The sequence below is a fragment of the Paraburkholderia sp. Ac-20336 genome (assembly GCF_017105025.1).
Classification (GTDB): Bacteria; Pseudomonadota; Gammaproteobacteria; order Burkholderiales; family Burkholderiaceae; genus Paraburkholderia.
Window position 1 is genome coordinate 1 of sequence record NZ_JAAGPS010000119.1, and the last position, 21,877, is coordinate 21,877.

The 21,877-nt window shown below is 63.5% G+C and carries 25 protein-coding genes and 1 tRNA gene; 17 read left to right on the top strand and 9 right to left on the bottom strand.

All coding sequences use genetic code 11. From position 1 onward, the window contains the following. The coding region (locus tag GXB81_RS24840) for a LysM domain-containing protein (RefSeq protein WP_205990590.1) at positions 1–261 on the bottom strand (261 nt) is incomplete at its 3' end. 177 nt (positions 262–438) lie between these two features. Continuing rightward, complete coding sequence (locus tag GXB81_RS24845; protein WP_205990591.1) at positions 439–1,347, bottom strand: aldose epimerase; 909 nt, start codon at positions 1,345–1,347, stop codon at positions 439–441. A gap of 118 nt (positions 1,348–1,465) precedes the next feature. Between GXB81_RS24845 and GXB81_RS24850 the strand changes: the two genes are divergently transcribed. From GXB81_RS24850 to GXB81_RS24860, 3 genes are all read left to right on the top strand, one after another. After that, positions 1,466–1,618 carry a hypothetical protein gene (locus tag GXB81_RS24850; RefSeq protein ID WP_167283532.1) on the top strand — a complete coding sequence of 51 codons (153 nt, stop codon included), beginning with the start codon at positions 1,466–1,468 and terminating at the stop codon, positions 1,616–1,618. Positions 1,619–2,005: 387 nt separating this feature from the next. Beyond that, positions 2,006–2,836: an undecaprenyl-diphosphate phosphatase gene (locus GXB81_RS24855; protein ID WP_167043120.1), complete on the top strand. Its 831-nt coding sequence runs from the start codon at positions 2,006–2,008 to the stop codon at positions 2,834–2,836. A gap of 198 nt (positions 2,837–3,034) precedes the next feature. Beyond that, positions 3,035–3,111 (top strand) — tRNA-Arg (locus GXB81_RS24860). A gap of 84 nt (positions 3,112–3,195) precedes the next feature. Here GXB81_RS24860 and GXB81_RS24865 read toward each other — a convergent pair. Together GXB81_RS24865 and GXB81_RS24870 are read right to left on the bottom strand one after the other, a co-directional pair. Further along, positions 3,196–3,783, bottom strand: a complete 588-nt coding sequence (locus GXB81_RS24865) for a hypothetical protein (RefSeq protein ID WP_167043121.1) — start codon at positions 3,781–3,783, stop codon at positions 3,196–3,198. A gap of 240 nt (positions 3,784–4,023) precedes the next feature. Continuing rightward, positions 4,024–4,206, bottom strand: a complete 183-nt coding sequence (locus GXB81_RS24870; RefSeq protein WP_167043123.1) for a hypothetical protein — start codon at positions 4,204–4,206, stop codon at positions 4,024–4,026. 140 nt (positions 4,207–4,346) lie between these two features. On the opposite strand from GXB81_RS24870, the gene GXB81_RS24875 reads away from it, so the two are divergent. The 5 genes from GXB81_RS24875 (at position 4,347) to GXB81_RS24895 (ending at position 6,412) form a co-directional block, all read left to right on the top strand. Then, positions 4,347–4,508, top strand: coding sequence for a hypothetical protein (locus tag GXB81_RS24875; protein ID WP_167043125.1), 162 nt, complete (start codon positions 4,347–4,349; stop codon positions 4,506–4,508). A gap of 146 nt (positions 4,509–4,654) precedes the next feature. Further along, positions 4,655–5,209 carry a hypothetical protein gene (locus tag GXB81_RS31925; RefSeq protein ID WP_205990592.1) on the top strand — a complete coding sequence of 185 codons (555 nt, stop codon included), beginning with the start codon at positions 4,655–4,657 and terminating at the stop codon, positions 5,207–5,209. A 9-nt stretch (positions 5,210–5,218) separates the two neighbouring features. Beyond that, a complete protein-coding gene (locus GXB81_RS24885) occupies positions 5,219–5,449 on the top strand; it encodes a hypothetical protein (protein ID WP_205990593.1) in 231 nt (76 codons plus the stop codon). Between the two features lie 216 nt (positions 5,450–5,665). After that, positions 5,666–6,082, top strand: coding sequence for a DUF4279 domain-containing protein (locus GXB81_RS24890; RefSeq protein WP_205990594.1), 417 nt, complete (start codon positions 5,666–5,668; stop codon positions 6,080–6,082). A gap of 60 nt (positions 6,083–6,142) precedes the next feature. Continuing rightward, positions 6,143–6,412 carry a hypothetical protein gene (locus GXB81_RS24895; protein WP_205990595.1) on the top strand — a complete coding sequence of 90 codons (270 nt, stop codon included), beginning with the start codon at positions 6,143–6,145 and terminating at the stop codon, positions 6,410–6,412. Between the two features lie 13 nt (positions 6,413–6,425). Here GXB81_RS24895 and GXB81_RS24900 read toward each other — a convergent pair whose 3' ends face one another. Beyond that, complete coding sequence (locus tag GXB81_RS24900; RefSeq protein ID WP_205990596.1) at positions 6,426–6,572, bottom strand: hypothetical protein; 147 nt, start codon at positions 6,570–6,572, stop codon at positions 6,426–6,428. A 113-nt stretch (positions 6,573–6,685) separates the two neighbouring features. Here GXB81_RS24900 and GXB81_RS24905 point away from each other — a divergent pair, with 113 nt between their 5' ends. From GXB81_RS24905 to GXB81_RS24925, 5 genes are all read left to right on the top strand, one after another. After that, positions 6,686–6,895 carry a hypothetical protein gene (locus GXB81_RS24905; RefSeq protein WP_205990597.1) on the top strand — a complete coding sequence of 70 codons (210 nt, stop codon included), beginning with the start codon at positions 6,686–6,688 and terminating at the stop codon, positions 6,893–6,895. Positions 6,896–7,192: 297 nt separating this feature from the next. After that, positions 7,193–7,609 (top strand): DUF4279 domain-containing protein, encoded by a 417-nt coding sequence (locus GXB81_RS24910; protein WP_167043136.1) that lies wholly within the window; start codon positions 7,193–7,195, stop codon positions 7,607–7,609. Between the two features lie 673 nt (positions 7,610–8,282). After that, complete coding sequence (locus GXB81_RS24915) at positions 8,283–8,696, top strand: DUF1493 family protein (RefSeq protein WP_205990598.1); 414 nt, start codon at positions 8,283–8,285, stop codon at positions 8,694–8,696. A 241-nt stretch (positions 8,697–8,937) separates the two neighbouring features. After that, positions 8,938–9,321 carry an RT0821/Lpp0805 family surface protein gene (locus tag GXB81_RS24920; RefSeq protein ID WP_167043140.1) on the top strand — a complete coding sequence of 128 codons (384 nt, stop codon included), beginning with the start codon at positions 8,938–8,940 and terminating at the stop codon, positions 9,319–9,321. 91 nt (positions 9,322–9,412) lie between these two features. Beyond that, positions 9,413–9,862 (top strand): NUDIX hydrolase, encoded by a 450-nt coding sequence (locus tag GXB81_RS24925; protein WP_167043142.1) that lies wholly within the window; start codon positions 9,413–9,415, stop codon positions 9,860–9,862. Between the two features lie 48 nt (positions 9,863–9,910). Here GXB81_RS24925 and GXB81_RS24930 read toward each other — a convergent pair whose 3' ends face one another. Next, positions 9,911–10,873, bottom strand: coding sequence for a transporter substrate-binding domain-containing protein (locus tag GXB81_RS24930; RefSeq protein WP_167043144.1), 963 nt, complete (start codon positions 10,871–10,873; stop codon positions 9,911–9,913). Between the two features lie 237 nt (positions 10,874–11,110). Continuing rightward, positions 11,111–12,835, bottom strand: a complete 1,725-nt coding sequence (locus tag GXB81_RS24935) for a glutamine--tRNA ligase/YqeY domain fusion protein (protein WP_205990599.1) — start codon at positions 12,833–12,835, stop codon at positions 11,111–11,113. 426 nt (positions 12,836–13,261) lie between these two features. Here GXB81_RS24935 and ggt point away from each other — a divergent pair, with 426 nt between their 5' ends. Beyond that, positions 13,262–15,049 (top strand): gamma-glutamyltransferase, encoded by a 1,788-nt coding sequence (ggt, locus tag GXB81_RS24940; RefSeq protein WP_205990600.1) that lies wholly within the window; start codon positions 13,262–13,264, stop codon positions 15,047–15,049. Between the two features lie 116 nt (positions 15,050–15,165). Next, the gene (locus GXB81_RS24945) at positions 15,166–15,738 is read left to right on the top strand and encodes an alpha/beta hydrolase (protein ID WP_167043150.1); all 573 of its coding nucleotides are present in this window, start codon (positions 15,166–15,168) and stop codon (positions 15,736–15,738) included. 82 nt (positions 15,739–15,820) lie between these two features. Here the strand turns inward: GXB81_RS24945 and GXB81_RS24950 are convergent, their stop codons facing one another. Continuing rightward, positions 15,821–17,041, bottom strand: coding sequence for a CaiB/BaiF CoA-transferase family protein (locus GXB81_RS24950; RefSeq protein WP_167043152.1), 1,221 nt, complete (start codon positions 17,039–17,041; stop codon positions 15,821–15,823). A gap of 318 nt (positions 17,042–17,359) precedes the next feature. Between GXB81_RS24950 and alaS the strand changes: the two genes are divergently transcribed. Beyond that, positions 17,360–19,984 (top strand): alanine--tRNA ligase, encoded by a 2,625-nt coding sequence (gene alaS, locus GXB81_RS24955; protein WP_167043154.1) that lies wholly within the window; start codon positions 17,360–17,362, stop codon positions 19,982–19,984. 193 nt (positions 19,985–20,177) lie between these two features. Here alaS and GXB81_RS24960 read toward each other — a convergent pair whose 3' ends face one another. Beyond that, entirely contained in the window at positions 20,178–21,116 is a 939-nt protein-coding gene (locus GXB81_RS24960) for a LysR family transcriptional regulator (protein WP_167043156.1), read from the bottom strand. 111 nt (positions 21,117–21,227) lie between these two features. Here GXB81_RS24960 and GXB81_RS24965 point away from each other — a divergent pair. Then, positions 21,228–21,877 (top strand): YbfB/YjiJ family MFS transporter (locus GXB81_RS24965; protein WP_205990601.1); only part of this gene is annotated, 650 nt, incomplete at its 3' end.

Sequence of the window (21,877 nt, forward strand, 5' to 3'; positions counted from 1 at the left end):
TACCGCGCCGCTCGTCGACGCCGCGCCACCGGGCGGCGCGACGCGCAGCACCTGGCCGACCTCGATGCTGTCGGGATTGGTCAGGTTGTTCCAGCGGGCGATGCTCTGCACCGACTGCCGGTTGCTGCGCGCGATTTTCGACAGCGTATCGCCCCGTTCGACCCGGTAGTAGCCCGGCCCGACCGGCGCGGACCCGCACGCGGCGAGCAGCGCCAGCAACGACGCACAGGCGAGTCGTTTGATTCTTGTTGTTTCCAGCATTGGACCTCGCAAAGCGCTGCCGCGCGCCGATCCCGATCACGCGGCAGAGGAGACAAAGCGTCTGATTCTAACGGTTTTGCCGTGCGGCACGCCAAATGGCAGTGTGGGTACCACCGCCGCGTAACGTTGCGGGCGGTGCTGCATCGTTACCTCGACGGGTCGTGAAACGCCACATTCTCAGCGCGTTTTCTCGACGTGAATACGCAGCGCCGCCGTTTCGGTTTGACCCGCTTCGAGCCAGCGCAGGCCCATGCCGTTATGGATCGCGTCGGGCAACCCGAGCCACGGCTCGACGCAGTAGAAATCCGACTGCGGCGTCTCGGTCCACGTCGTCACACAGTACCAGGGCACCGAGCCCGGCCGCCGCAGATCGATCGTGATGACGCGCTCGAGGCCCGGCGCGACGAGCCGCACTGTCTGATCGGGCGTGCCGCTCAGACAGTGGAAGCGGTCGTGGATGCGTGCTTCGTCGAGCGTGTAGCGCGGCTCGCCCGGTTCGGCGGCGCTGATCGAGCCGTCCTCGAGCTGGCGATGCCGCACGGTGGGCGGCAGCTCGATCGTGGTCGCGCCGCGCTGCGTGTGCGGCAGCGTGAAGTAGAAATGATGGCCGGCGTAGTAGGGCAGGCGCGTCTTGCCGGTATTGGTGGTGGTGAGCGTCACGTCGAGCGTGCGCGCGTCGGCGAGACTGTAGGCCGCTTCGAAACGGAAGCCGAACGGGTAGAAGCCGCGGGTCGCCTCGCTGTCCTCGAGGACCATGCGCAGGCCCGCGCCATGCACGTCGGCGTGCGCCTCGAACGGCAGGTCGCGCGCGAAGCCGTGCATCGGCAGCTCGCGCACCGTGCCTTGCGCATCGCGCCAGTAGCCGATCTTGCCGTCGACGCGATGCCGGCCGAGGAACGGAAAGAGTAGCGGATTGCCGCCGCGAATCCGCGCGGGCACGCTCCAGTCGGCGTGCTCGGGCCAGTGGATCACCTCTTCGCCGTCGATCGTCCACGACAGCAGACGGCCGCCGGCTTGCGGCGAAAAACGGAGCACCGAGGTGTCCTGGGCGATCTCGAGAATGTCCTGTTCCGGGGAGAGAGGCATGGTCAATGAGTGGCTCGATAAGGTTGAAAGTCGCACGGGCGAGACAGCGATTTTGCGCTGCTTTGCGCTACGGGGAAACCCTTCCCGGGAAATTGCGGGTGTCGGAAAAGCGTAAACCTTGCCGATAATCGTCAAATCGCCCTGTAGATTCGACTTCCGGGGCGCGATCGGCTCAGGAGGCTTTATGGATCTCGCGATGGCAATGGGCGTGGCCTTGTTCGGCATGTTCACGGCAAGCACCTACTACTTCTTCCACTCGCTCGGCCGCTGATTCGGCGCGCCCGTTCGGTTCCGATCGACGCCCGCGGCGGATCGGCTGCCCGGAAGAGTTGCGGCTCGAAGCCGCCCGCTCGCGCGCGGTTTGCGCAAGTTCGATCGAAACGCGTCCTCGCTGACCGAACGCTGTCATCCGCAACGCGTAGCATCACCCACGCAGTATCGCGCCCGCATCGACGTGTCCCGGTACATAGCCCGCGACCTTGCCGCGGCGTAACAACGGTTTCGAGTTGTGACGCAGCGCGCCAATATTTCCTCGAATGTGGCCTGAACGCTTGGCGCTGACCTGGCAGCCAGGCATAATCGGTGCGCTTTTGATGCGCCGGTGTTATTTTTTGTGCGGCGCGCCGTTCCCCGACATTTTCCTTACAAGGACCGCCGCGTGAACCTGTCGTTTCTGATCTTTCTGAGCGTGCTGCAAGGCGTCACCGAACTGTTTCCGGTGAGCAGCCTCGGCCACACGCTGCTCGTGCCCGCGCTGTTCGGCATGCATATCGACAAGCATGCACCGCAATTGTTGCCGTTCCTCGTGGCGCTCCATCTCGGCACGGCCTTTGCGCTGCTGTGGTATTTCCGCAAGCGCTGGTGCTCGCTCGTGCGCGGCTTCTTCGCCTCGCTCGGTGGCCGCAGCAACGACGACGGCCACATGATGTGGGCGCTCATCATCGGCACGATTCCGGCGGGTCTCGTCGGACTGCTGCTCGAAAAACGGCTCGAGCGGATTTTTCATGATTTGCGGATCGTCGCGATCGCGCTGATCGTCAATGGCGTGCTGCTGTGGTTCGGCGATCGTCTGCAGCGCGCGCGCGCGCTGCAGACGCCGGAGAAGCTGACGTTCCGCCAGGCGTTTTTCGTCGGTCTTGCGCAGATCGGCGCGCTGATTCCGGGCTTCTCGCGCAGCGGTCTCACGATGATCGCCGGCAACGCGGCCGGCCTCACTGCCGAAAAGGCCGCCGAGTTCTCGTTCCTGCTCGGCACGCCGATCATTTTCGCGGCCGGCGTGCTCGAATTGCCGAAGCTGTTCCATGCGCCGAGCCAACTCGCGGACGCGCTGCTCGGCGGCGTGCTGACCGCGATCGCCGCGTATCTGAGCGTGCGTTTCCTGATGAGCTACTTCGAGGGCCGCGGGCGTCTTGCGTCGTTCGGCGCGTACTGCGCGATCGCAGGGGTTCTGTTCCTCGGCTGGTTCATGCTGCATCCGCAGCCGGTGTAATGGCGGCGCGGGGCGATCGGTTATAATCCGGGCCCTGCGCGGGCGGCGGGCAGTGCTTCGTTCAATGTCGACGGCGCGGAATCGCGTGGCGCAGGCGGAGCGGAATTCGCGGTCTTTTGCCCGCTCGGTTAGAATTTCGCTTGATAGGGAACCGGCGGCACCCATGCGGGCGCGGGTTTCACGCAGAGATCAATCACTACGGCAGTAGCTCAGCTGGATAGAGCATCGGCCTTCTAAGCCGAGGGTCGGGGGTTCGAGCCCCTCCTGCCGTACCAGTAAAATCAAGCATTTAGCCCGGTTTCGATAGCCGGGCTTTTTGCTTTCTGGATTTTGTGTCGGCGTCATGTAGGCATTGCCGGTCAATGCGCCGCTTTGGCTTCGCTCGCTTGCGGCTCGACTACGGCAATGTTGCTCGTCGATACGAAGTCGCCGCGATAGTCGAGCTCGGTCGTTAGCCAAACCTTGGTTCCGATAGGGAGTACGACGGCCGTTGCATCCTCGAAATCTGCTCCCGGGTCAAAATCATAGCCGTCCTTTGGCAACAAATTGACCGTCATCGAAAAGCCCTTCGGATCGACGTTGTCGTTGGGATCGATAATGCTGCCTTTGTCCGCACCCTTAGGCAGTTCCTTGATCATTAGCTTGAACGCATCATTTGGCGGATTGAGGGATACCTTGCTATTACGAGGATTTCTTGAGCGGACATGGACGACCAGCAACGCTAAGTTGTCGTGGTACGGAATCACCTCGGTCGAGATATTGAGGTTGATGGTCCAATCCGACGCGCCTGATACGGCGAACAGATAGTAGGCCCACAGCCCGCCGATCAGCAGCATGATAGTTGGGCCCCACTTTGAAACGGGGTCGCCCATTCGCCCTAGCCAAGAGAAAAACATCTTTGCCCGCTCGGTACCGGATGTCGCGAAGCGTTTGATTTTTGACTCCATTGTTCACTCCGTCCCAAGGGGAACGCCGGAGATTGTGGCACTGCACTGAGCGACAGTCGATACCGGGATATTTACGCTGCACCCTGTTCAACGCGGGGGCGGTTCGCTTTCCGGCGCGGCGACGTGATACAGCTATGGGAAGTGAACCCGCATCGTCACTCGGAAACCGTAAGCCTGTTCAGGCGATGGGCGGCAAAGCATAGCGGCAAGCGGGAAGACAACGATCCGCCGCCTGACTGATCAGGCATCGACGCCCGCGTTATCGTCTTCGCCGGGTTCGCGAAGTTCGATGATGCCGGGCGTCGACGCTTCAAGTTCACGTTCTTCGCCCGGTTCAAGTCGCGAATCGTTGATGGTGTCGCCGTCGACGATGAGGTGGATCGGCGCGCGGCCATCGTTGTACACGTTGGTTTGCCTTTGCATGTTCTCCATCAGGGGTTAGCCCTCGGCGGGCGAAGATTCGGAGTTGTCTGATTGCGGCGCGCGCGGCGCACATTGACCCTTCATCAATACATAGGGTTCATGTCACGGGATCGAAAAAGGAACGGCGGCACGCGCGACGTATGGTGAAGAAGGCCCGCCGCCTGTGCGCTTCAATCGAGGTCATCGCTAACGCGGTCGTGAGTTCGACGGCCAGCGAGAAGACGAAAAGCATCGCCGCGTCGGTCGCTTACGTCGCTGCCATCGCGCGCGACGACCTGGCGGCATTGCGGAACGCGCTCTAAGGGGTTACCGGCCTTGAAAGTGAGGGAGTTTGTTGAGCAGGCTTGCGAAGGCCTGCTTGATCGGCGCGGGGTGGTGCTCACCGGCACAGGGAACCCGCTGCATAGCGGGGTCCCTGACTGATGCCAGGTGCCTGAAAATGGAGCAAATGAAACAGAAAAACAGTTGGGCGGATTTGTTGGACGAGGAAGAGTGCCTGGGTTGTCGCATTATCTATTCGATCTTTTCCAACTTCCCGCCGATGCCATCGGCACGGGCTTATAACGTCGAGACCGGCGAGTTCTTTCCGTTTGACCGAATGCGCTCGCTGCCAAACGGTTACGAAATGGCTAAAGCCCTGGGCATCGCATGGACGTGCAATTGTCGCGGACGCAGGCGCGCGCAACTGCCAGCCGGTGCGGATGTGCTAGGGTCTCCCTACGGCAACAGCCCGCGCAAGCCACAGAATCTTGGCGATGCACAGTCGTTCGAATACACGTCGGACGTGATGAGCGACGACGTGTGGGAGCTAGCGGCAAGCGACCGGGGCAGCATGTATGCTTGTGACATCATATCCGCCGAATGCAGGGGATCTATCCTGCGAGAATTTCCTAGCCAATACCTGAATTCAAGCCTTAACGATATACAAGGAGACGCGCGCGTTGGCGTAAAGGCCGCGCGCAAAGCGTTGAAACTGCTCAACGACAGCCGCTTCAAGAAATAGGAGTCACTGATGAATCACCCACTGTTCGATCTGCTCGCGCGGCTTGATGAAGCCAAGATCAGCTATACCCTTGCGCGCTATCGCCCCGACACGGTTCAGGTAAGGGTTACTGTCGTCGGACAGCGCATCGAAATAGACGTATTCGCCGATGGCCGCGTCGATGTGTCCCGTTTCGTCGGTAACGAGGATATTGAAGGGGGCTCGGAGTTGATCGGCTCCATCATCGCCGCTGGATCATGATTCACAATTTGAGCCCGGAACCTCGGCGATGGCCCGCACGTGCAGTACGCCGAGGGCACACAAACCCCGCGCAAGGTGCTACCTGGAATTGCGGCCCCGCCTCCAAATTACGACCAGGCAGCCAATGGACTGGACACAGCCCAAGCCCCCTACTGAGTAACGGGTGTTCGCTACAAACCCACATGCTTTCACGACTACGGCGACTGAGGGACGAGTATGACAATCGAACGTCTTGCATCGGCAAGTTTCACGATAGGTGGCGATCATGTCGTGCCGGAATGGTGGACGCGGTATTTTGGCGTGACACCGAATCGAACCAGGACAAAGGGCGAACGCTATCGGTATCCATCAGGGAAGCTCAGCACCCGGCCTGCGACGTTCGGTTATTGGGCAGTACAGAGCGAAAGTGCGGTTCGCAGCGATCAACTCGCGCCGCATCTTCGCTATCTGGTTCAACGATTGGCGCTACCTCGACAGGACTTGAAGGCGTGTATTGAACGCGCGGGCGCGAAAATGCGGTTTTTCTGCTATTGGGTCAATGAGTCCGGCGACCGTGTGCCTGACGTACCCGATGACATCCGCACGATGATGGAAGCCCTCGGCGGGACCATCGAGATTGATGAATATCGATAAAGCATCGCGCGCCTCATCACAGCAAATCGGCAAGCGAGGATCAGTGTCGAGGTTACTGATATGCCCAACCCACCCCCGAAGCGCTCGTTCGTCGTGTCATTCGATGAAGAGCAGGACAAGCTCACCGTGTGCTCATTGAATGATGCGGACCTTGCGCCGTTTCTGAACCGTGCCCTGAGAGCAGATTGGCCGCTGGCAGACGTCAATCATGAACTGACGGACGATGTTGCCCGGCGGCTAGGGGCGGCAGCGTTGACCGTGCTGTCGGTCTATCATCCGGCATTGAAGCCCATGCTGAAGGTCAAGATAGAGTCGCCCCCTACTGAGTGACAGCACGCCCAATTCATTGCGCAAGAGCGGGGGCAGTGTCGCGGGTTTCGATCTCGCGTTCTTCGCCCCGTTCGAGCGTCGAGTCGTTTACGTTGTCGCTGTCCATGATGACGCGGATCGGCGCGCGGCCATCGTTGTACACGTTGGTTTGCCTTTGCATGTTCTGCATCAGGGGTTAGCCCTTCAGCGGGCAAATTCGGAGTTATCTGATAGCGCGCGACCGGCCCGCGCGCTTACGGTGAACGTTTTCAACCAGTCCTGAAAATGGAGCAAATGAAACAGGAAAACGGTGGGGCGGATCGGTTGGACCAGAAAGAGTGTCTGGGTTGTCGCATTATCTATTCGATCTTTTCCAACTTCCCGCCGATGCCATCGGCACGGGCTTATAACGTCGAGACCGGCGAGTTCTTTCCGTTTGACCGGCTGCGCTCGCTGCCAACCGGTTACGAGATGGCCGAAGCCCTGGGCATCGCATGGACGTGAGATTGTCGCGGACGCTCACGAACCCCGCCGCAGAACCTCGGCCGTGCGCAGTCGTTCGAATACACACCGGACGCGCCCAGCGGCGATGCTGAACAAGTAGCCGGAACGACGAATGAAAAGTACGCCAGGAAAATGTTCGGCTACGATAGTTCAACATTCCGGGACATGATTCATAGATTCAAGGACGATAATGGTTTTAGTCCAAAGGACGACCTCGAATTTGAGAAAAACGGCGATGTGTATTTTAACGGCGAATATGTTGATAATTTCCATGCCTACAACAATTGAGAGATATGTATGACAAAAGAACGGCTTGCATCGGCGAGTTTTACCATAACAGGGGATTATGTCGTACCTGAATGGTGGACACAGTATTTCGGCGTAACACCAGATAAAGCCGCAATGAAGGGCGAACCGCTCCGTGACCCGACCGGACAAAACCGCGATTTGAAGCGACGAACGGGTATTTGGTCAATCAAAAGCGAAAAGGCCGTCGATAGTGACAAGCTGGAACCGCATCTTCGCTATCTGGTTCAACGCTTGGGATTGCCACGGCACGACATGAAGGTGCACATTGAAAACATCAGGGCGAAAGTTAGATTTTTCTGTTACTGGGTCAATGAAAGTGGCGACCGCGTGCCCGATGTACCCGATGATATCCGCACGATGATGGAAGCGATGGGTGGCACGGTCGAGATTGATGAATATCGGTAGAGTATCGCGCGACGAGCATCGCGCGCCTCATCACAGCAAATCGGCAAGCGAGAGCTTGCCGTTCTGATCAACCATCATGCGTTTCCCATGCGTTTCCCATGTGCCTGCCCATCGAGCAGGGTGAAATAGTCCTCATCGGTGAGCGGCACATGCGGCACGTTTTCCGGTGGTTCGCTCACGTCGCTAACGGTGGCACGATAACGGCGCTGTTCGACGTCAAAAAGAATACGTCACGATAAGAGCCGCGCAACGAGTGCAAACGTTGATCAGTTCAATGAGTACCGCAATCTTTCCCCCGGCTCACTGTTCATTTTGGTCGCGATGGACCAGACGAAAATTCAATTAGGCTTCGCAGACCTGGCTGCTGTTGCGACCTGGTTTTTGAGCCTGAATGACGTGCCTGTCCCGGGAAAGATGAAAACAGCAACGGAAGGTACTTCTGTCATGTCTATTTTCTTTCGTAGCGTAATCAGGAAACGCTTCCCGAAGCGGGTTCCTGGTTTGACAGTGTTCACTTGAGTTACCAGGAGAATTCGCTATACAAGAAGCCTTGGCGCGTGGATTGGCCGTGCTATTCCAGTAGCGGACCTTGTATTTATGGGCTATGACGCCACGCTCATCATGTACCGCACAGTAAAGCGCTATAACGCGTTAGTTAAACCGGAGGACAGGCTTGGCCAATGATCCACAATGGGATGCGCTCCTTGCCTTCACGCGTGAAGAGGTTGGCGCGCCCTGGTGGGGCAAGGCAATCACGCTCACGCTGTCGACAAGCATCAATGACGATCTGGGCATCGACCGTGACGATGCAGTTGAGTTCATGCAGAAGTTCTTTGACCGGTTCAATGTCGCGGGCATGGAAAACTTCCCCCTTCATCGTTACTTCGGCCCCGAAGGCAATGCGCTTCTTGCCCTGCTCCTCGTTCCGATGCTTGTCGTGGCTTTCGTCAGTTTCGTGCTCAGGCGTAAGCCAGGAAACCTGTTACCCCGTAAGCCCACGTTGACTCTCGGCATGCTGCTCGATGCGATACGCGTGGGCCGATGGGATACCAAAGCCATTGAACGCGCGCGCAAGCCGCGCATTTAGCCTTTTGTCAGATTCGAAGGGAGCAACATGAAACACCGTGAGGCTACCGAGCCCCTCCTGCCGTACCCGTCAATCAGGCGCCGAGCCCGGTCATGTCGACCGCGCTTTTTGCTTTCTGGCGTCCGCGCAGCCACGGTGATCGCCACGCAGTCTCCCGAGGCGTGCATGCTATGCTTTTGAGGTCAGGATCAAAAGCCGCCGCGCGCGTGAGCGCCACACATACTTTCGAGGAGAACCCGTTATGTCGATGCGAACCCGTGTGTTGTTCCAACTGAGTGCCGCGAGCCTGCTGCTCGGCGCCGCCGTCGGCGCGCAAGCGGCGAACCTCGGTTTTCTGAACGATACGCCGATCACCTACATGAAGCAGCGCGACGTCGACTCGATCAAGCACGCGGTCGTCAGCGCGCTCGACGAGAAGAAGGACGGCGAGAGCCTCACGTGGGTCAACGAGGGCACCGGCAACAGCGTGAAGATCGACGCGAACATCACGGTGGACAGCACCTCGACCGACGGCGGGCGCACCTGCCGCAGCCTTGTCGTCGCGCTCAATGCGAAGGGGCAATCGATGAATCTGCGTCCGAACTTCTGCAAGGAAGGTGGCGCCTGGAAACTGCAGAAGCGCTGAGCATGCGCGAGATGACGGTGGCGCGGCGCCGTGCGGTCGCGGCGCGTCATGGCGCTGAGCAGGCAGGCAGCGGGGTGGCCGGGGTGCGGCGGTGAGCCCGCGCATCGTGTCGTGCGGAATCGTGCTGCTCGACCCGCACGGCCGCGTGCTGCTCGCGCATGCCACCGAAACGTCGCACTGGGACATCCCGAAAGGACACGGCGAGGAAGGCGAATCGCCCGACGTCACGGCGTTGCGCGAGATGGTCGAGGAGACCGGCATCGCGCTCGGGCCCGAACGCCTGAAGGATTTGGGCCTGTTCGTCTATCGGCGCGACAAGGACCTGCATCTGTTCGCCGCGCGCGCGAGCGCCGGCGAATTCGATCTGAGCGCCTGCATCTGCACGTCGATGTTTCCGCGCCGCTCGGACGGTACGCTGATCCCCGAAATGGATGCGTATCGCTGGGCGTCGATCGAGGAAATCCCGCGCTATGCGAGCCGCAGCCTCACGCGTCTGTTCGAGACGACGCTGTCGCTCGCGGAGCTGCATCGCTCGCTATGAGCCGCCTATGCGCGACGGATGACCCGCGCGCCCGGTCTGAACCCGGCCCTAATCGAGCGCGCGGTCGTTCGGATGCGCGAACAGCGCGCGGTTCGCGTCCGAGAGCGGGAAATTGATGTTGATGCCAAGCGGCGGAATCGGCTGGGTGAACCACTGCCTGTACAGACGTTCCGCGTCGCCCGAGGTCTGCGTGCGCGCGATGACGCGGTTCACGAGATTGCGGAACGGCTCGTCGCCTTTGCGGAACATGCACGCGTAGACTTCGTAGCCGAGCGGCGTGCCCGTCACGATGAAATCGCCGGGATGCGGATCGGCCGCCTTGAAGCCGTACAGGATCGGCTCGTCCATCACGAAAGCCGCCACGCGACCTTCCTTGAGCGCGGTGAACGCTTCCTGATGATCGCGCGCGCTCACGATGCGCATGTTCAACTGCTTGTCGGTATTGAGGCTGCGCAGCAGACGCTCGTCGGACGTGCCCGCCGTCGTCACGACCGGCTTCGCGGCCAGGTCCGCGAAATCGCTGATGCCGCTGTTCCTGCGCGCGATCATGCGTACCGCGTACTGGAAGAAGCTGTTCGAGAAGGCGGCGACGTTTTCGCGCTCGATCGTATGCGTGGTCGAGCCGCATTCGAGATCGATCTGGTTGTTCATCAGCATCGGCGTGCGGTTCGCCGAGGTCACGGTGACTTCGTGAACCCGCAGTTGCGGCATGCCGAGCGTCTTCCTGATTTCGTCGACGATCTGCAGCGCGATCGTCTGCGAGTAGCCGACCGTGTGCTTGCCGTCGAAATACGAGAACGGAATCGAGGCTTCGCGCACGCCCAGCAGGACCACGCCGTCGTCGTGGATTTTTTTCAGCGTGCCGGTGAGTTCGTCCGCGTGGGCCGGACCGCCGAATGCGAGCGCCGTGCATGCGGCCAGTGCCGCGAGCGCGCCGCGCGTGAAGCGCGGGCGGTGTGTGATTGGAACCGTCTTCCCAGGACCTGCCTCGCGGCGGGCTGCAATTTTCATCGGATCTCCCGGACCGGCACGTTCGGGCGAGCGTGCAGTGAGTGTCGATCGAACATCATGCAACCATCATGCAACGAAAAGGCGTGCATCCCGTGGACAGGGATGCACGCCGCATGCAGCCTGGCGCATCGAGCCGACGTCGACATGCTCGGGCAGGCGCGCTTAAGACCCGCTTAAGTCCGGAGCGTCCGTTATGCCTGTGATGCCGCGAACGCGACGCTCAAGCTTAACACCAGCTTACGCCGGCTTGCCCCAACTGTCGCGCAGACTGACGATACGGTTGAAGACGGGCTTACCCGGCTGCGAATCGACGCGGTCGGCGACGAAATAGCCGTGGCGCTCGAACTGGTAGCGCTGTTCCGGCAAGGCATGGCGCGCGCCCGTTTCGAGGTAGGCCTGCACGACGCGCTTCGAGTCCGGGTTCAGCGCTTCGAGGAAGTCGCGCCCGCCCGCGTCCGGTTGCGGCTCCTTGAAGAGCCGGTCGTAGATGCGCACTTCGGCCGGGCAGGCCGCTGCCGCGCTGACCCAGTGGATGTTGCCCTTGACCTTGTAGTTGTTCGCGCCTTCGGTGCCCGATTTGCTGTCCGGGAAGTAGTTGCAGTGCACCGCGACGATGTTGCCGTGCTCGTCCTTGTCCGCGTGCGTGCATTCGATCACGTAGCCGTAGCGCAGGCGCACCCTGTTGCCCGGGAACAGGCGGAAGTAGCCCTTCGGCGGCGTCTCCGTGAAGTCATCGCGCTCGATCCACAGTTCGCGCGAAATCGGAAACTCGCGCACGCCGTGTTCCGGGTGATGCGGATGCACGGGCGCGCTGCACGGCTCGGTGAGATTCTCGGGGAAGTTGTCGATGATGAGCTTGACCGGATCGAGCACGGCGACGGTGCGCGGCGCCTTCGCGTCGAGGTCGTCGCGCAGCGCGCCTTCGAACACGCTCATGTCGATCCACGAGTCGACCTTGGTCACGCCGATGCGTTCGCAGAACAGCTGGATCGACTCGGGCGTGAAGCCGCGCCGCCGCACGCCGACGATCGTCGGCATGCGCGGGTCGTCCCAGCCGTCCACGTGACCTTCGTTGACGAGTTGCAGCAGCTTGCGTTTGCTCGTGATCGCGTAGGTCAGGTTCAGGCGCGAAAACTCGATTTGCTGCGGCAGCGGACGCCTGAAGATACCGGCTTCGGCGAGTTCGTTGAGAATCCAGTCGTAGAGCGGCCGATGGTCTTCGAACTCGAGCGTGCACAGCGAATGCGTGATGTTTTCGAGCGCGTCCGAGATGCAGTGCGTGTAGTCGTACATCGGGTACACGCACCAGGCGTCGCCGGTGCGGTAGTGATGCGCGAAACGGATGCGGTAGATGACCGGGTCGCGCATGTTGAAGTTCGGCGAGCTCATGTCGATCTTCGCGCGCAGCACGTGCTCGCCTTCCTTGAACTCGCCCGCCTTCATGCGGCGGAACAGGTCGAGGTTCTCCTCGACCGGGCGCTCGCGGAACCGCGACGGCGTGCCGACTTCGGTGGCCGAACCGCGGTTCGCGCGGATTTCCTCGGCCGACTGGCTGTCGACGTAGGCCTTGCCGCGCTGGATCAGCAACTCAGCATATTCGTACAGCTTGTCGTAGTAGTCGCTCGCGTAGTACAGATGCTCCGTGCGGTCTTTTTGCCACTCGAAGCCGAGCCAGCGCACCGAGTCGACGATCGACTCGACGTACTCGACGCTTTCCTTTTCCGGATTGGTGTCGTCGAAGCGCAGATGGCACACGCCGCCGTAGCTGCGCGCGACGCCGAAATTCAGGCAGATGCTCTTCGCGTGACCGATGTGCAGATAGCCGTTCGGCTCGGGCGGGAAGCGCGTTTCGACGCGCTGGGCCCATTTGCCGCTGCGGTTGTCGTCGTCGATGATGTTGCGGATGAAATTGGAGGCCGTTGGCGCGTCGTTGCGGTCGGCGTCTTTGCGTTCGGTATTCATGCGAAAAGGTGAGAGTCCGTGGGGCCGCGCAATGCGCCCGCCAAGCCTCTGATTCTACCTGACGAGCCCGCTCGCGACAGGCCGATGCGGCGCGCGGCCCACGCTCGGGCGCGTTTGGCGCGAGGCAGGGGCGGTAAGCGGCGCCGCGGGGCGGCGAAAGCGGCGCTGTAACAGGAGGTAAATCGGGTTGGCCGGCCTGGCGAGGGCGGCTTAGGATCGTGCGGCGCGGCGGGCTTGCCGGGCCCGTGGTTCATCGTCCGCGCGCAGGCTTGGCCGGTACGGCAGGCTTGGGTGCCGGCCGCATCGGTTACCCTATCGGTTACGTTGTATCGGCCGTCCCGTATCGGCTTCTCCCATAGCCGCCGCCTTGCGCGAACCGCTGCCGTTCGTGCACCATGCTCGCCTCGTTGCCGGAGTTTTTCTCGGATGCCTGTCCTGACGCACGGCGCGTCCCGCGCGCCTTTCGCCCGCGCTTTCGCGCGCGCCCGTTGTTCTTCCCGCACCCGCGGCACGCTCGCCGCGGCGTGGTTCGCCGCCTGTGCCGGCAGTCTCGTCGCACCGCTGCCCGCCGCGGCGAAAACGTCACCGCCGCCGAAGCCCGCGCTCGACGCGGCGGCGGTGGCCGTGCCCGACAGCTACAGCGCCGATGCCGCGCAGCAGATTTTCGCCGCGGGCGGCAACGCGGTCGATGCCGCCGTCGCGATCGCCTTCACGCTTGCCGTGACGCGGCCCGATGCGGGCAACCTCGGCGGCGGCGGGTTCATGACGCTGTTCGTCGACGGCAAGCCGTATTTCCTCGACTATCGCGAGCGCGCGCCGCAGCAGGCGACCCGCGACATGTATCTCGACGACAAGGGCAACGTCCAGCCCGGCATGAGCACGGTCGGCTATCGCGCGGTGGCGGTGCCAGGCACCGTCGACGGCATGTGGGAAGCGCAGCGCCGTTTCGGCAAGCTCAAATGGAAGCAGGTGCTCGCGCCCGCGATCCACTACGCGACCGATGGCTTTCAGGTCGATCGGCGCTTGCAGCAGCGCCGCGATGCAGCCGCGAAAAGTTTCGCCGGCCGGACCAACTTCGACGCCTATTTCGCGAACCTGAAGGCAGGCGCGACGCTGCGTCAGCCGGAGCTCGCGCAGACGCTCTCGCGCATCGCGAGCGACGGCGGCCGCGAATTCTACGAAGGCCGCACCGTGGAGCTGATCGCGCAGCAGATGTACGGGCACGGCCTCGTCACGAAACAGGACCTGCTGCAGTACAAGGCGCTATGGCGCGAACCGCTCGCCGCCGACTGGAACGGCTACCGCGTGATTACCGCGCCGCCGCCGGGCTCGGGCGGCATCGGGCTGATCCAGATGCTGAAGATGCGCGCCGCGCTGGCGCCCGCGTTCGACGGCCTCGCGCTGAATTCGGCGCCGTACATCCACCTGGTCGCGCAGATCGAGGACCGCGTGTTCGCCGACCGGCAGCGCTACATCGGCGACCCGGACGCCGCGCCGGTACCGGCCGCGAGATTGATCGACGACGCGTACCTCGCGCAACGCGCGAGCGAAGTCAAACCCGACGCGGTGCCGGGCGCGCCGGTCACGCCCGGCCTTGGCGACGGCGCGGCGGAGAAGGCGCAGACCACGCATTTCTCGGTGGTCGACAAATGGGGCAATGCCGTCTCGAACACCTACACGCTGAACGGCGATTTCGGCTCGGGCGTCGTCGTGGACGGCGGCGGCTTCCTGCTCAACGATGCGATGGACGACTTCGTCACCAAGCCGGCCAGCGCGGATGGCGCGGCCTCGACGTCGCGCGCCGCCGGGGCGGAGCTCGACACGATCGCGCCGGGACGCCGCCCGATTGCCTCGATGACGCCGACGCTGCTGCTGAAGGACGGCAAGATCGCGCTCGCGATCGGCACGCCCGGCGGCTCGCGCATTCTCACGACGCTCTTCCAGGTGATGACGAACCTGTACGACTTCGGCATGACGCCGGCCGACGCGCTTGCGGCCATGCGGTTTCATCACCAGTTGCTGCCGCCGAAGACGATCTATTTCGAGCCGTATCATCCGGCGCCGGACGATCTGGCGGCGCAGTTGAAAGCGCTCGGCTATACGGTCGAGCAGCAGTCGTTCGACGGCGACGTGCAGATGATCCGGGTCGACGGCACGACGCCCGAGCCCGCGAGCGATCCGCGCGGCGTCGGGGTCGCGCGGGTGATACGGTAGGCGGTTCGACCGAATGGGCTGCAACGGGCGTGGCCGTTGACGGACGCGCGGCGGCTTTGTCGTATTCGTCACGGAGTTGCCATGGACATACCAAACACGGGGCGCAGGGAAGCGCGATGAGCGGACATAAACTGAACACACTCGTGCTGCCGGGGTATCTGAATTCCGGCGCCGGTCATTGGCAAACGCGCTGGGAAGCGCTCGATCCCGCGTTCGTGCGCGTGCGAATGCCGGACTGGGCGCATCCTTCGCGCGACGCATGGTGCCGCACGCTCGACGCCGCGGTGGCCGCCGCCGACGCGCCGGTCGTGTTCGCCGCCCATAGCCTCGGCTGCCTGACGGCGGTGTTCTGGGCCACGCAGTACGCGAGCGCGGCGCAGCTCGCGAAGGTGGCGGGCGCATTGCTGGTCGCGCTGCCCGATCCCACCGGGCCGCATTTTCCGCAGGACGCGACCGGCTTTGCGCCGGTGCCGCTCGCGCGGCTGCCGTTCGCGAGCATCGTCGTCGCGAGCAGCGACGATCCGTATGGCGGCGTGCCGTTTTCGCAGGCCTGCGCGAGCGCATGGGGCAGCCGCTGGATCGACCTCGGCGCGCGCGGCCATATCAACGCGGACAGCGGCCTCGGCGATTGGGACGAAGGGCGCAGCTGGCTGGCTTCGCTGGCCCCGTCGCGCGGAGTTCGGGCTTAATGCGGGCTTAATGGCACCGATGGCTGAGCCAGAATCTGGGGCGGGACATCCGTGAGGCCGGCGCGGCCCGCAGCCTTTTCCGTCAAATCACCGATTTCCCTCTCAACGCCTCGATCCGCGCCGCGTCATACCCGAGCACGTCGCGCAAGACGTGCTCGGTATGTTCGCCGAGCAGCGGCGGATGGCTCAGCGCCTCGGGCGGCGTGCCCGTCATATTGATCGGATTGCGCACGAGCTTGACCGTGCCGCCCGACGGATGCGGCAGATCGACCCGCAGGCCGCGCGCCACCACCTGCTCGTTCTCGAACACCTCGCCGAGGTCGTTGATCGGCCCGCACGGCACGCCCGCCGCTTCGAGCGCGCCGATCCATTGCTGCTTGCCTTGCAGGCGCACCATGTCCGCGAGGATCGGCACGAGTACGTCGCGGTTGCGCACCCGCGCCGGATTGGTCGCGAAGCGCTCGTCGTCGGCGAGTTCCGGCTGCCCGCCCGCCTCGACGAACTTGCGGAACTGCCCGTCGTTGCCGACCGCGACGATGATCCAGCCGTCGCTCGTCTGGAAGGTCTGGTAGGGCACGATGTTCGGATGCGCATTGCCCCAGCGCAGGGGCGGCTGGCCGCTCGCGAGGTAGTTCGAGTTCATGTTGGCGAGCATCGCGACCTGCACGTCGAGCAGCGCCATGTCGATGTATTGGCCCTCGCCCGTGCGATCGCGGTGCGTGAGCGCGGTCAGCACGGCGATCGTCGAATACATGCCGGTCATGAGGTCGGCGATCGCGACGCCGGCTTTCTGCGGGCCGCCGCCCGGCTGGCCGTCGCGCTCGCCGGTAATGCTCATGAAGCCGCCGATGCCCTGCACGATGAAGTCGTAGCCGGCACGCTGCGCATACGGCCCGGTCTGCCCGAAGCCCGTGACCGAGCAGTAGACGAGGTCGGGCTTCACCGCCTTGAGCGATTCGTAGTCGAGCCCGTACTTCTTCAGCTGGCCGACCTTGTAGTTTTCGAGCACCACGTCGCTTTGCGCGGCCAGCTCGCGGACGATGCGCTGGCCCTCGGGCGAGGCGATATCGACCGTGACCGAGCGCTTGTTGCGGTTCGCCGCGAGATAGTAGGCGGCTTCGCGCGTGTCCGCGCCTTCGGGCGTTTTCAGATAGGGCGGGCCCCAGTGGCGCGTGTCGTCGCCCACCTCGGGACGTTCGATCTTGATGACGTCGGCGCCGAAATCGGCGAGTGTCTGCGCGCACCACGGGCCGGCGAGCACGCGGGTGAGATCCAGCACGCGGATATGACTGAGAGCGCCCATATTTCTGCATGTCTCCTGATTTTTTAGCGGTGCCAAGCGAGGTTTCGTGTGCGTTTCGATGGATGGGCCATCTTAAGCGATTCCCGTGCGCGGGCGCAGTCGTCCGAACGTCATAGTGCCGCTCGGACGATGGGACACGCCGCGCGGCTGTCACGCCGAGCCCGCTTCGCCCTGGCCGGATGGCCGACGGCACCGGGCGCGCTGCCGCGCACGCGCGCCGATCCCGTATAATCAGTCGTTTAAGAAACAGACAGTTGGCGCATCCCGCGATGCAGCCAGTCTCAGTCAGGAACCGTCAGGACCCGTCCCCCGCACGCTATGAAAGCCGCTGAAATCCGCGAGAAATTCCTCAAGTTCTTCGAATCGAAGGGCCACACGATCGTCCGTTCGTCGAGCCTCGTGCCCGGCAACGACCCGACACTGCTCTTCACCAATTCGGGGATGGTGCAGTTCAAAGATGTGTTCCTCGGCGCGGAGTCGCGTCCGTATTCGCGTGCCACGACCGCGCAGCGCAGCGTGCGCGCGGGCGGCAAGCACAACGACCTCGAAAACGTCGGCTATACCGCGCGCCACCACACGTTCTTCGAGATGCTCGGCAACTTCTCGTTCGGCGACTACTTCAAGCGCGACGCGATCCACTACGCGTGGGAACTGCTGACCGAAGTCTACAAGCTGCCGAAAGAGAAGCTCTGGGTTACCGTCTACCAGGAAGACGACGAAGCGCACGACATCTGGGCGAAGGAAGTGGGCGTGCCGGTCGAGCGCATCATCCGCATCGGCGACAACAAGGGCGCGCGCTACGCGTCGGACAACTTCTGGCAGATGGCGGATGTCGGCCCGTGCGGCCCGTGCTCGGAAATCTTCTACGACCATGGTCCGGACGTGTGGGGCGGCCCGCCGGGGTCGCCCGAGGAAGACGGCGACCGCTACATCGAGATCTGGAACCTCGTGTTCATGCAGTTCAGCCGCGATGCGCAGGGCAACATGACGCCGCTGCCCAAGCAATGCGTCGATACCGGCATGGGCCTCGAACGTATCGCCGCGGTGCTGCAGCACGTGCACAGCAACTACGAGATCGACCTGTTCCAGGCGCTGATTCAGGCCGCGGGCCGCGAAACCGGCGTGAGCGACCTCACGAACAACTCGCTGAAGGTGATCGCGGACCACATCCGCGCGTGCTCGTTCCTGATCGTCGACGGCGTGATTCCGGGCAACGAAGGCCGCGGCTACGTGCTGCGCCGTATCGTGCGCCGCGCGATCCGCCACGGCTACAAGCTCGGCAAAAAGGGTTCGTTCTTCCATCGCATGGTGGCGGACCTCGTCGCGCAAATGGGCGCGGCTTATCCGGAACTGAAGGACGCCGAGCAGCGCGTGACCGACGTGCTGCGCCAGGAAGAGGAGCGCTTCTTCGAGACGATCGAGCACGGCATGTCGATTCTCGAAGCCGCTCTGGCTGAACTCACGGCGAAGGGCGGCAAGACGCTCGACGGCGAACTCGCCTTCAAGCTGCACGACACCTACGGCTTCCCGCTCGACCTGACCGCGGACGTCTGCCGCGAACGCGAAGTGACGGTCGACGAACCGGCCTTCGACGAAGCGATGGCACGCCAGCGCGAGCAGGCACGCGCGGCCGGCAAGTTCAAGATGGCGCAGGGCCTCGAATACTCGGGCGCGAAGACCACGTTCCACGGCTACGAAGAAATCGTCTTCGACGACGCGAAGGTCGTGGCGCTCTACGTCGACGGCGCATCGGTGCAGCAGGTGCAGGACGGCCAGCAGGCCGTCGTCGTGCTCGATCACACGCCGTTCTACGCGGAGTCGGGCGGCCAGGTCGGCGACCAGGGCGTGCTCGCCAACGCCAGCACGCGCTTTGCCGTTGCCGATACGCTGAAGGTGCAGGCCGACGTGGTCGGCCATCACGGCACGCTCGAACAGGGCACGCTGAAGGTCGGCGACGTCGTCAAGGCGGAAATCGACGCGGTGCGCCGCGCCCGCACGGCACGCAACCACTCGGCCACGCACCTGATGCACAAGGCGCTGCGCGAAGTGCTCGGTTCGCACGTGCAGCAGAAGGGCTCGCTCGTCGACGCCGACAAGACCCGCTTCGACTTCGCGCACAACGCGCCGATGACGGACGAGCAGATTCGTCGCGTCGAGGAAATCGTCAATGCCGAAGTGCTCGCGAACGCGCCCGGCATCGTGCGTTTGATGTCGTACGACGAAGCGGTGAAGGGCGGCGCGATGGCGCTGTTCGGCGAAAAGTACGGCGACGAAGTGCGCGTGCTCGACCTCGGCTTCTCGCGTGAGCTGTGCGGCGGCACGCACGTGAGCCGCTCGGGCGACATCGGCTTCTTCAAGATCGTGATGGAAGGCGGCGTCGCGGCAGGTATCCGCCGTGTCGAAGCGATCACCGGCGACAACGCGGTGCGTTACGTGCAAGACCTCGAAGCGCGCATCAACGCGGCGGCGGCGGTGCTGAAGGCGCAGCCGGCGGAACTCACGCAGCGCATCGGCCAGGTGCAGGATCAGGTGAAGGCGCTCGAAAAGGAGCTGGGCGCGCTGAAGTCGAAGATGGCGTCGAGCCAGGGCGACGAACTCGCGGGCCAGGCGATCGAGGTGGGCGGCGTGCATGTGCTGGCGGCAACGCTCGATGGCGCGGACGTCAAGACGTTGCGCGAAACGGTCGACAAGCTCAAGGACAAGCTCAAGAGCGCGGCCATCGTGCTGGCTGCGGTGGAGGGCGGCAAGGTGAGCCTGATCGCCGGCGTGACCCCCGACGCGAGCAAGAAGGTCAAGGCCGGCGAACTGGTCAACTTCGTTGCGCAGCAAGTCGGCGGCAAGGGCGGCGGCCGTCCCGATATGGCTCAGGCCGGCGGTACCGAGCCGGCCAACCTGCCGGCGGCGCTTGCGGGCGTCAAGGCTTGGGTCGAAGCTCAGCTGTGATTGCGGCTTGACTTGTTAAGGCTTGAATCCGGACTCGTTCCGGATTGGTCTGGTTGACGAGAGAAAGGGCCACGCGGTTTGCCGCGTGGCCCTTTCGTTTTCTCCGTACGCGAGCGAGGCCATGACGAGCTTCACAGCAGACCCGCAGCAGACGACCGGCAGCAGACCCTCGGCAAACGCAAACCCCCACCCATCACGCAGCACCCGCATCGATCGCGACCGCCGCATCTACACGCTGCGGCATATCCCCGGCTACCGCATTCTCCTGCGGCGCCACCAGCGTGCGCCGCAGCGCATTGAGCGCGGACGAAAAATGGCCGCGTCTCCAGACGAGCAGCGTTTCGATCATCCCGATGTCGGGTAGCGCGTGTACCGCGATATTGCTCGCGTCGGCCTGCAGGTCGAGCACCGAGCGCGGCGCGACCGCGACGCCGGCGCCGGCCGCCACGCACGCGACGATCGCGTGATACGAGCCGAGTTCGAGCACGCGCGCGGGCCGCACGTCGTGCTCCAGATACCATTTTTCGATATACGACCGATAGGCGCAGCCGCGCTCGAACGCGATCAGCGTCGAGAGCGCGACGTCGCGTACTTCGCGAATCGGCCGATGTCCGCGCGGCGTCAGCATCACGAGTTCTTCGCGAAAAACCGGCACGCTCTCGAACAACTCGCCGAGCGCGGCCGGATCGAGCGGCGTCGCCACGAGCGCGGCATCGACCTCGAACTCGCGCACCCGCTCGATCAGCTTGCCGGTCGTGCCCGTCTCCAGTTCCAGCTCGACGGCGGGCCACTGCTGGTGATATTGCGCGAGCAGGCCCGGCAGACGCGTCGCCGCGACGCTTTCCATCGTGCCGAGCCGCAGACGCCCGCTCGGCCGGTCCTCGCGCACCGCGTGGCGCGCTTCGTCGGCGAGCGCGAGCAGGCGCTCCGCGTAGGGCAGCAGCGTTTCGCCGGCCGGTGTCAGCACGAGGCGGCGGCCGTCGCGGATGAACAGTTCGGTGCCGAGTTGCTCTTCGAGCTGCTTGATGCGCGTCGTCACGTTCGATTGCACGCGGTTGAGCTTGGCGGCGGCGCGCGTCACGCCGTTTTCCCGCACGACGGCGCGAAAAATGGTCAGGGCGGCCAGATCCATGATTCTCTCCGGGTGATGGTTGATATCCTAATTATTCATTTTTAGAGATCGTCTGGTCAAGCTAAGATGGATTCACATAGGGATCACCTCACTGCTGTTCGACCGCCGACCATGAACGCTCTCGCCTCCCACACATCTATGCGCTTCCACGAACCCCACGCCGCCCGGCGCGCGGCGCTTGCCTGCATGGTGACGCTGGCCGTCGCGCTCGGTATCGGCCGCTTCGCCTTCACGCCACTGCTGCCGCTGATGCTGCACGGCGCCGCGCTCGGCCAGCCGCAGATCGACATCCAGCACGGCGGCTGGCTCGCCTCGTTCAACTACGCGGGCTATTTCGCCGGCGCGGTGATGTGCGCGGCGCTGCGTACCGACCCGGCGCGCATGGTGCGCGTAGGGCTCGTCGCGACGGTTGTGCTGACACTCGCGATGGGCGTCACGAGCCAGTTCTGGGTATGGGCCGTGGTGCGCTTCGTCGCCGGGGCGGTCAGCGCGTGGACCTTCGTGTTCGCGTCGCAGTGGGGCTTGCGGCGGCTCGCCGAACTCGGCGCGCATGCGTGGAGCGGGGTGATTTATACGGGGCCGGGCGTCGGTATCGTCGGCACGGGCTTGTTCGTGAGCATCGCGGGCCGGTATGGCGCGACGGCCGGGTGGATCGGTTTCGGCGTGATCGGCGCGCTGCTGTCGGCGCTGGTGTGGCCGGTGTTCGGCGCCGCGCCGGAAGGCGGTCGCAAGAGCGCCGCGGACGGCGCGAAGCGGGAGCG

Bases quoted from the DNA above. Each gene is read 5' to 3' on its own strand.
- GXB81_RS24845 (WP_205990591.1), bottom strand. From the start codon at position 1,347: ATGCCTCTCTCCCCGGAACAGGACATTCTCGAGATCGCCCAGGACACC.
- GXB81_RS24865 (WP_167043121.1), bottom strand. From the start codon at position 3,783: ATGGAGTCAAAAATCAAACGCTTCGCGACATCCGGTACCGAGCGGGCA.
- GXB81_RS24870 (WP_167043123.1), bottom strand. From the start codon at position 4,206: ATGCAAAGGCAAACCAACGTGTACAACGATGGCCGCGCGCCGATCCAC.
- GXB81_RS24875 (WP_167043125.1), top strand. From the start codon at position 4,347: ATGGTGAAGAAGGCCCGCCGCCTGTGCGCTTCAATCGAGGTCATCGCT.
- GXB81_RS31925 (WP_205990592.1), top strand. From the start codon at position 4,655: ATGAAACAGAAAAACAGTTGGGCGGATTTGTTGGACGAGGAAGAGTGC.
- GXB81_RS24885 (WP_205990593.1), top strand. From the start codon at position 5,219: ATGAATCACCCACTGTTCGATCTGCTCGCGCGGCTTGATGAAGCCAAG.
- GXB81_RS24890 (WP_205990594.1), top strand. From the start codon at position 5,666: ATGACAATCGAACGTCTTGCATCGGCAAGTTTCACGATAGGTGGCGAT.
- GXB81_RS24895 (WP_205990595.1), top strand. From the start codon at position 6,143: ATGCCCAACCCACCCCCGAAGCGCTCGTTCGTCGTGTCATTCGATGAA.
- GXB81_RS24900 (WP_205990596.1), bottom strand. From the start codon at position 6,572: ATGCAAAGGCAAACCAACGTGTACAACGATGGCCGCGCGCCGATCCGC.
- GXB81_RS24905 (WP_205990597.1), top strand. From the start codon at position 6,686: ATGAAACAGGAAAACGGTGGGGCGGATCGGTTGGACCAGAAAGAGTGT.
- GXB81_RS24910 (WP_167043136.1), top strand. From the start codon at position 7,193: ATGACAAAAGAACGGCTTGCATCGGCGAGTTTTACCATAACAGGGGAT.
- GXB81_RS24920 (WP_167043140.1), top strand. From the start codon at position 8,938: ATGTCGATGCGAACCCGTGTGTTGTTCCAACTGAGTGCCGCGAGCCTG.
- GXB81_RS24930 (WP_167043144.1), bottom strand. From the start codon at position 10,873: ATGAAAATTGCAGCCCGCCGCGAGGCAGGTCCTGGGAAGACGGTTCCA.
- GXB81_RS24935 (WP_205990599.1), bottom strand. From the start codon at position 12,835: ATGAATACCGAACGCAAAGACGCCGACCGCAACGACGCGCCAACGGCC.
- ggt (WP_205990600.1), top strand. From the start codon at position 13,262: ATGCCTGTCCTGACGCACGGCGCGTCCCGCGCGCCTTTCGCCCGCGCT.
- GXB81_RS24945 (WP_167043150.1), top strand. From the start codon at position 15,166: ATGAGCGGACATAAACTGAACACACTCGTGCTGCCGGGGTATCTGAAT.
- GXB81_RS24950 (WP_167043152.1), bottom strand. From the start codon at position 17,041: ATGGGCGCTCTCAGTCATATCCGCGTGCTGGATCTCACCCGCGTGCTC.
- alaS (WP_167043154.1), top strand. From the start codon at position 17,360: ATGAAAGCCGCTGAAATCCGCGAGAAATTCCTCAAGTTCTTCGAATCG.
- GXB81_RS24960 (WP_167043156.1), bottom strand. From the start codon at position 21,116: ATGGATCTGGCCGCCCTGACCATTTTTCGCGCCGTCGTGCGGGAAAAC.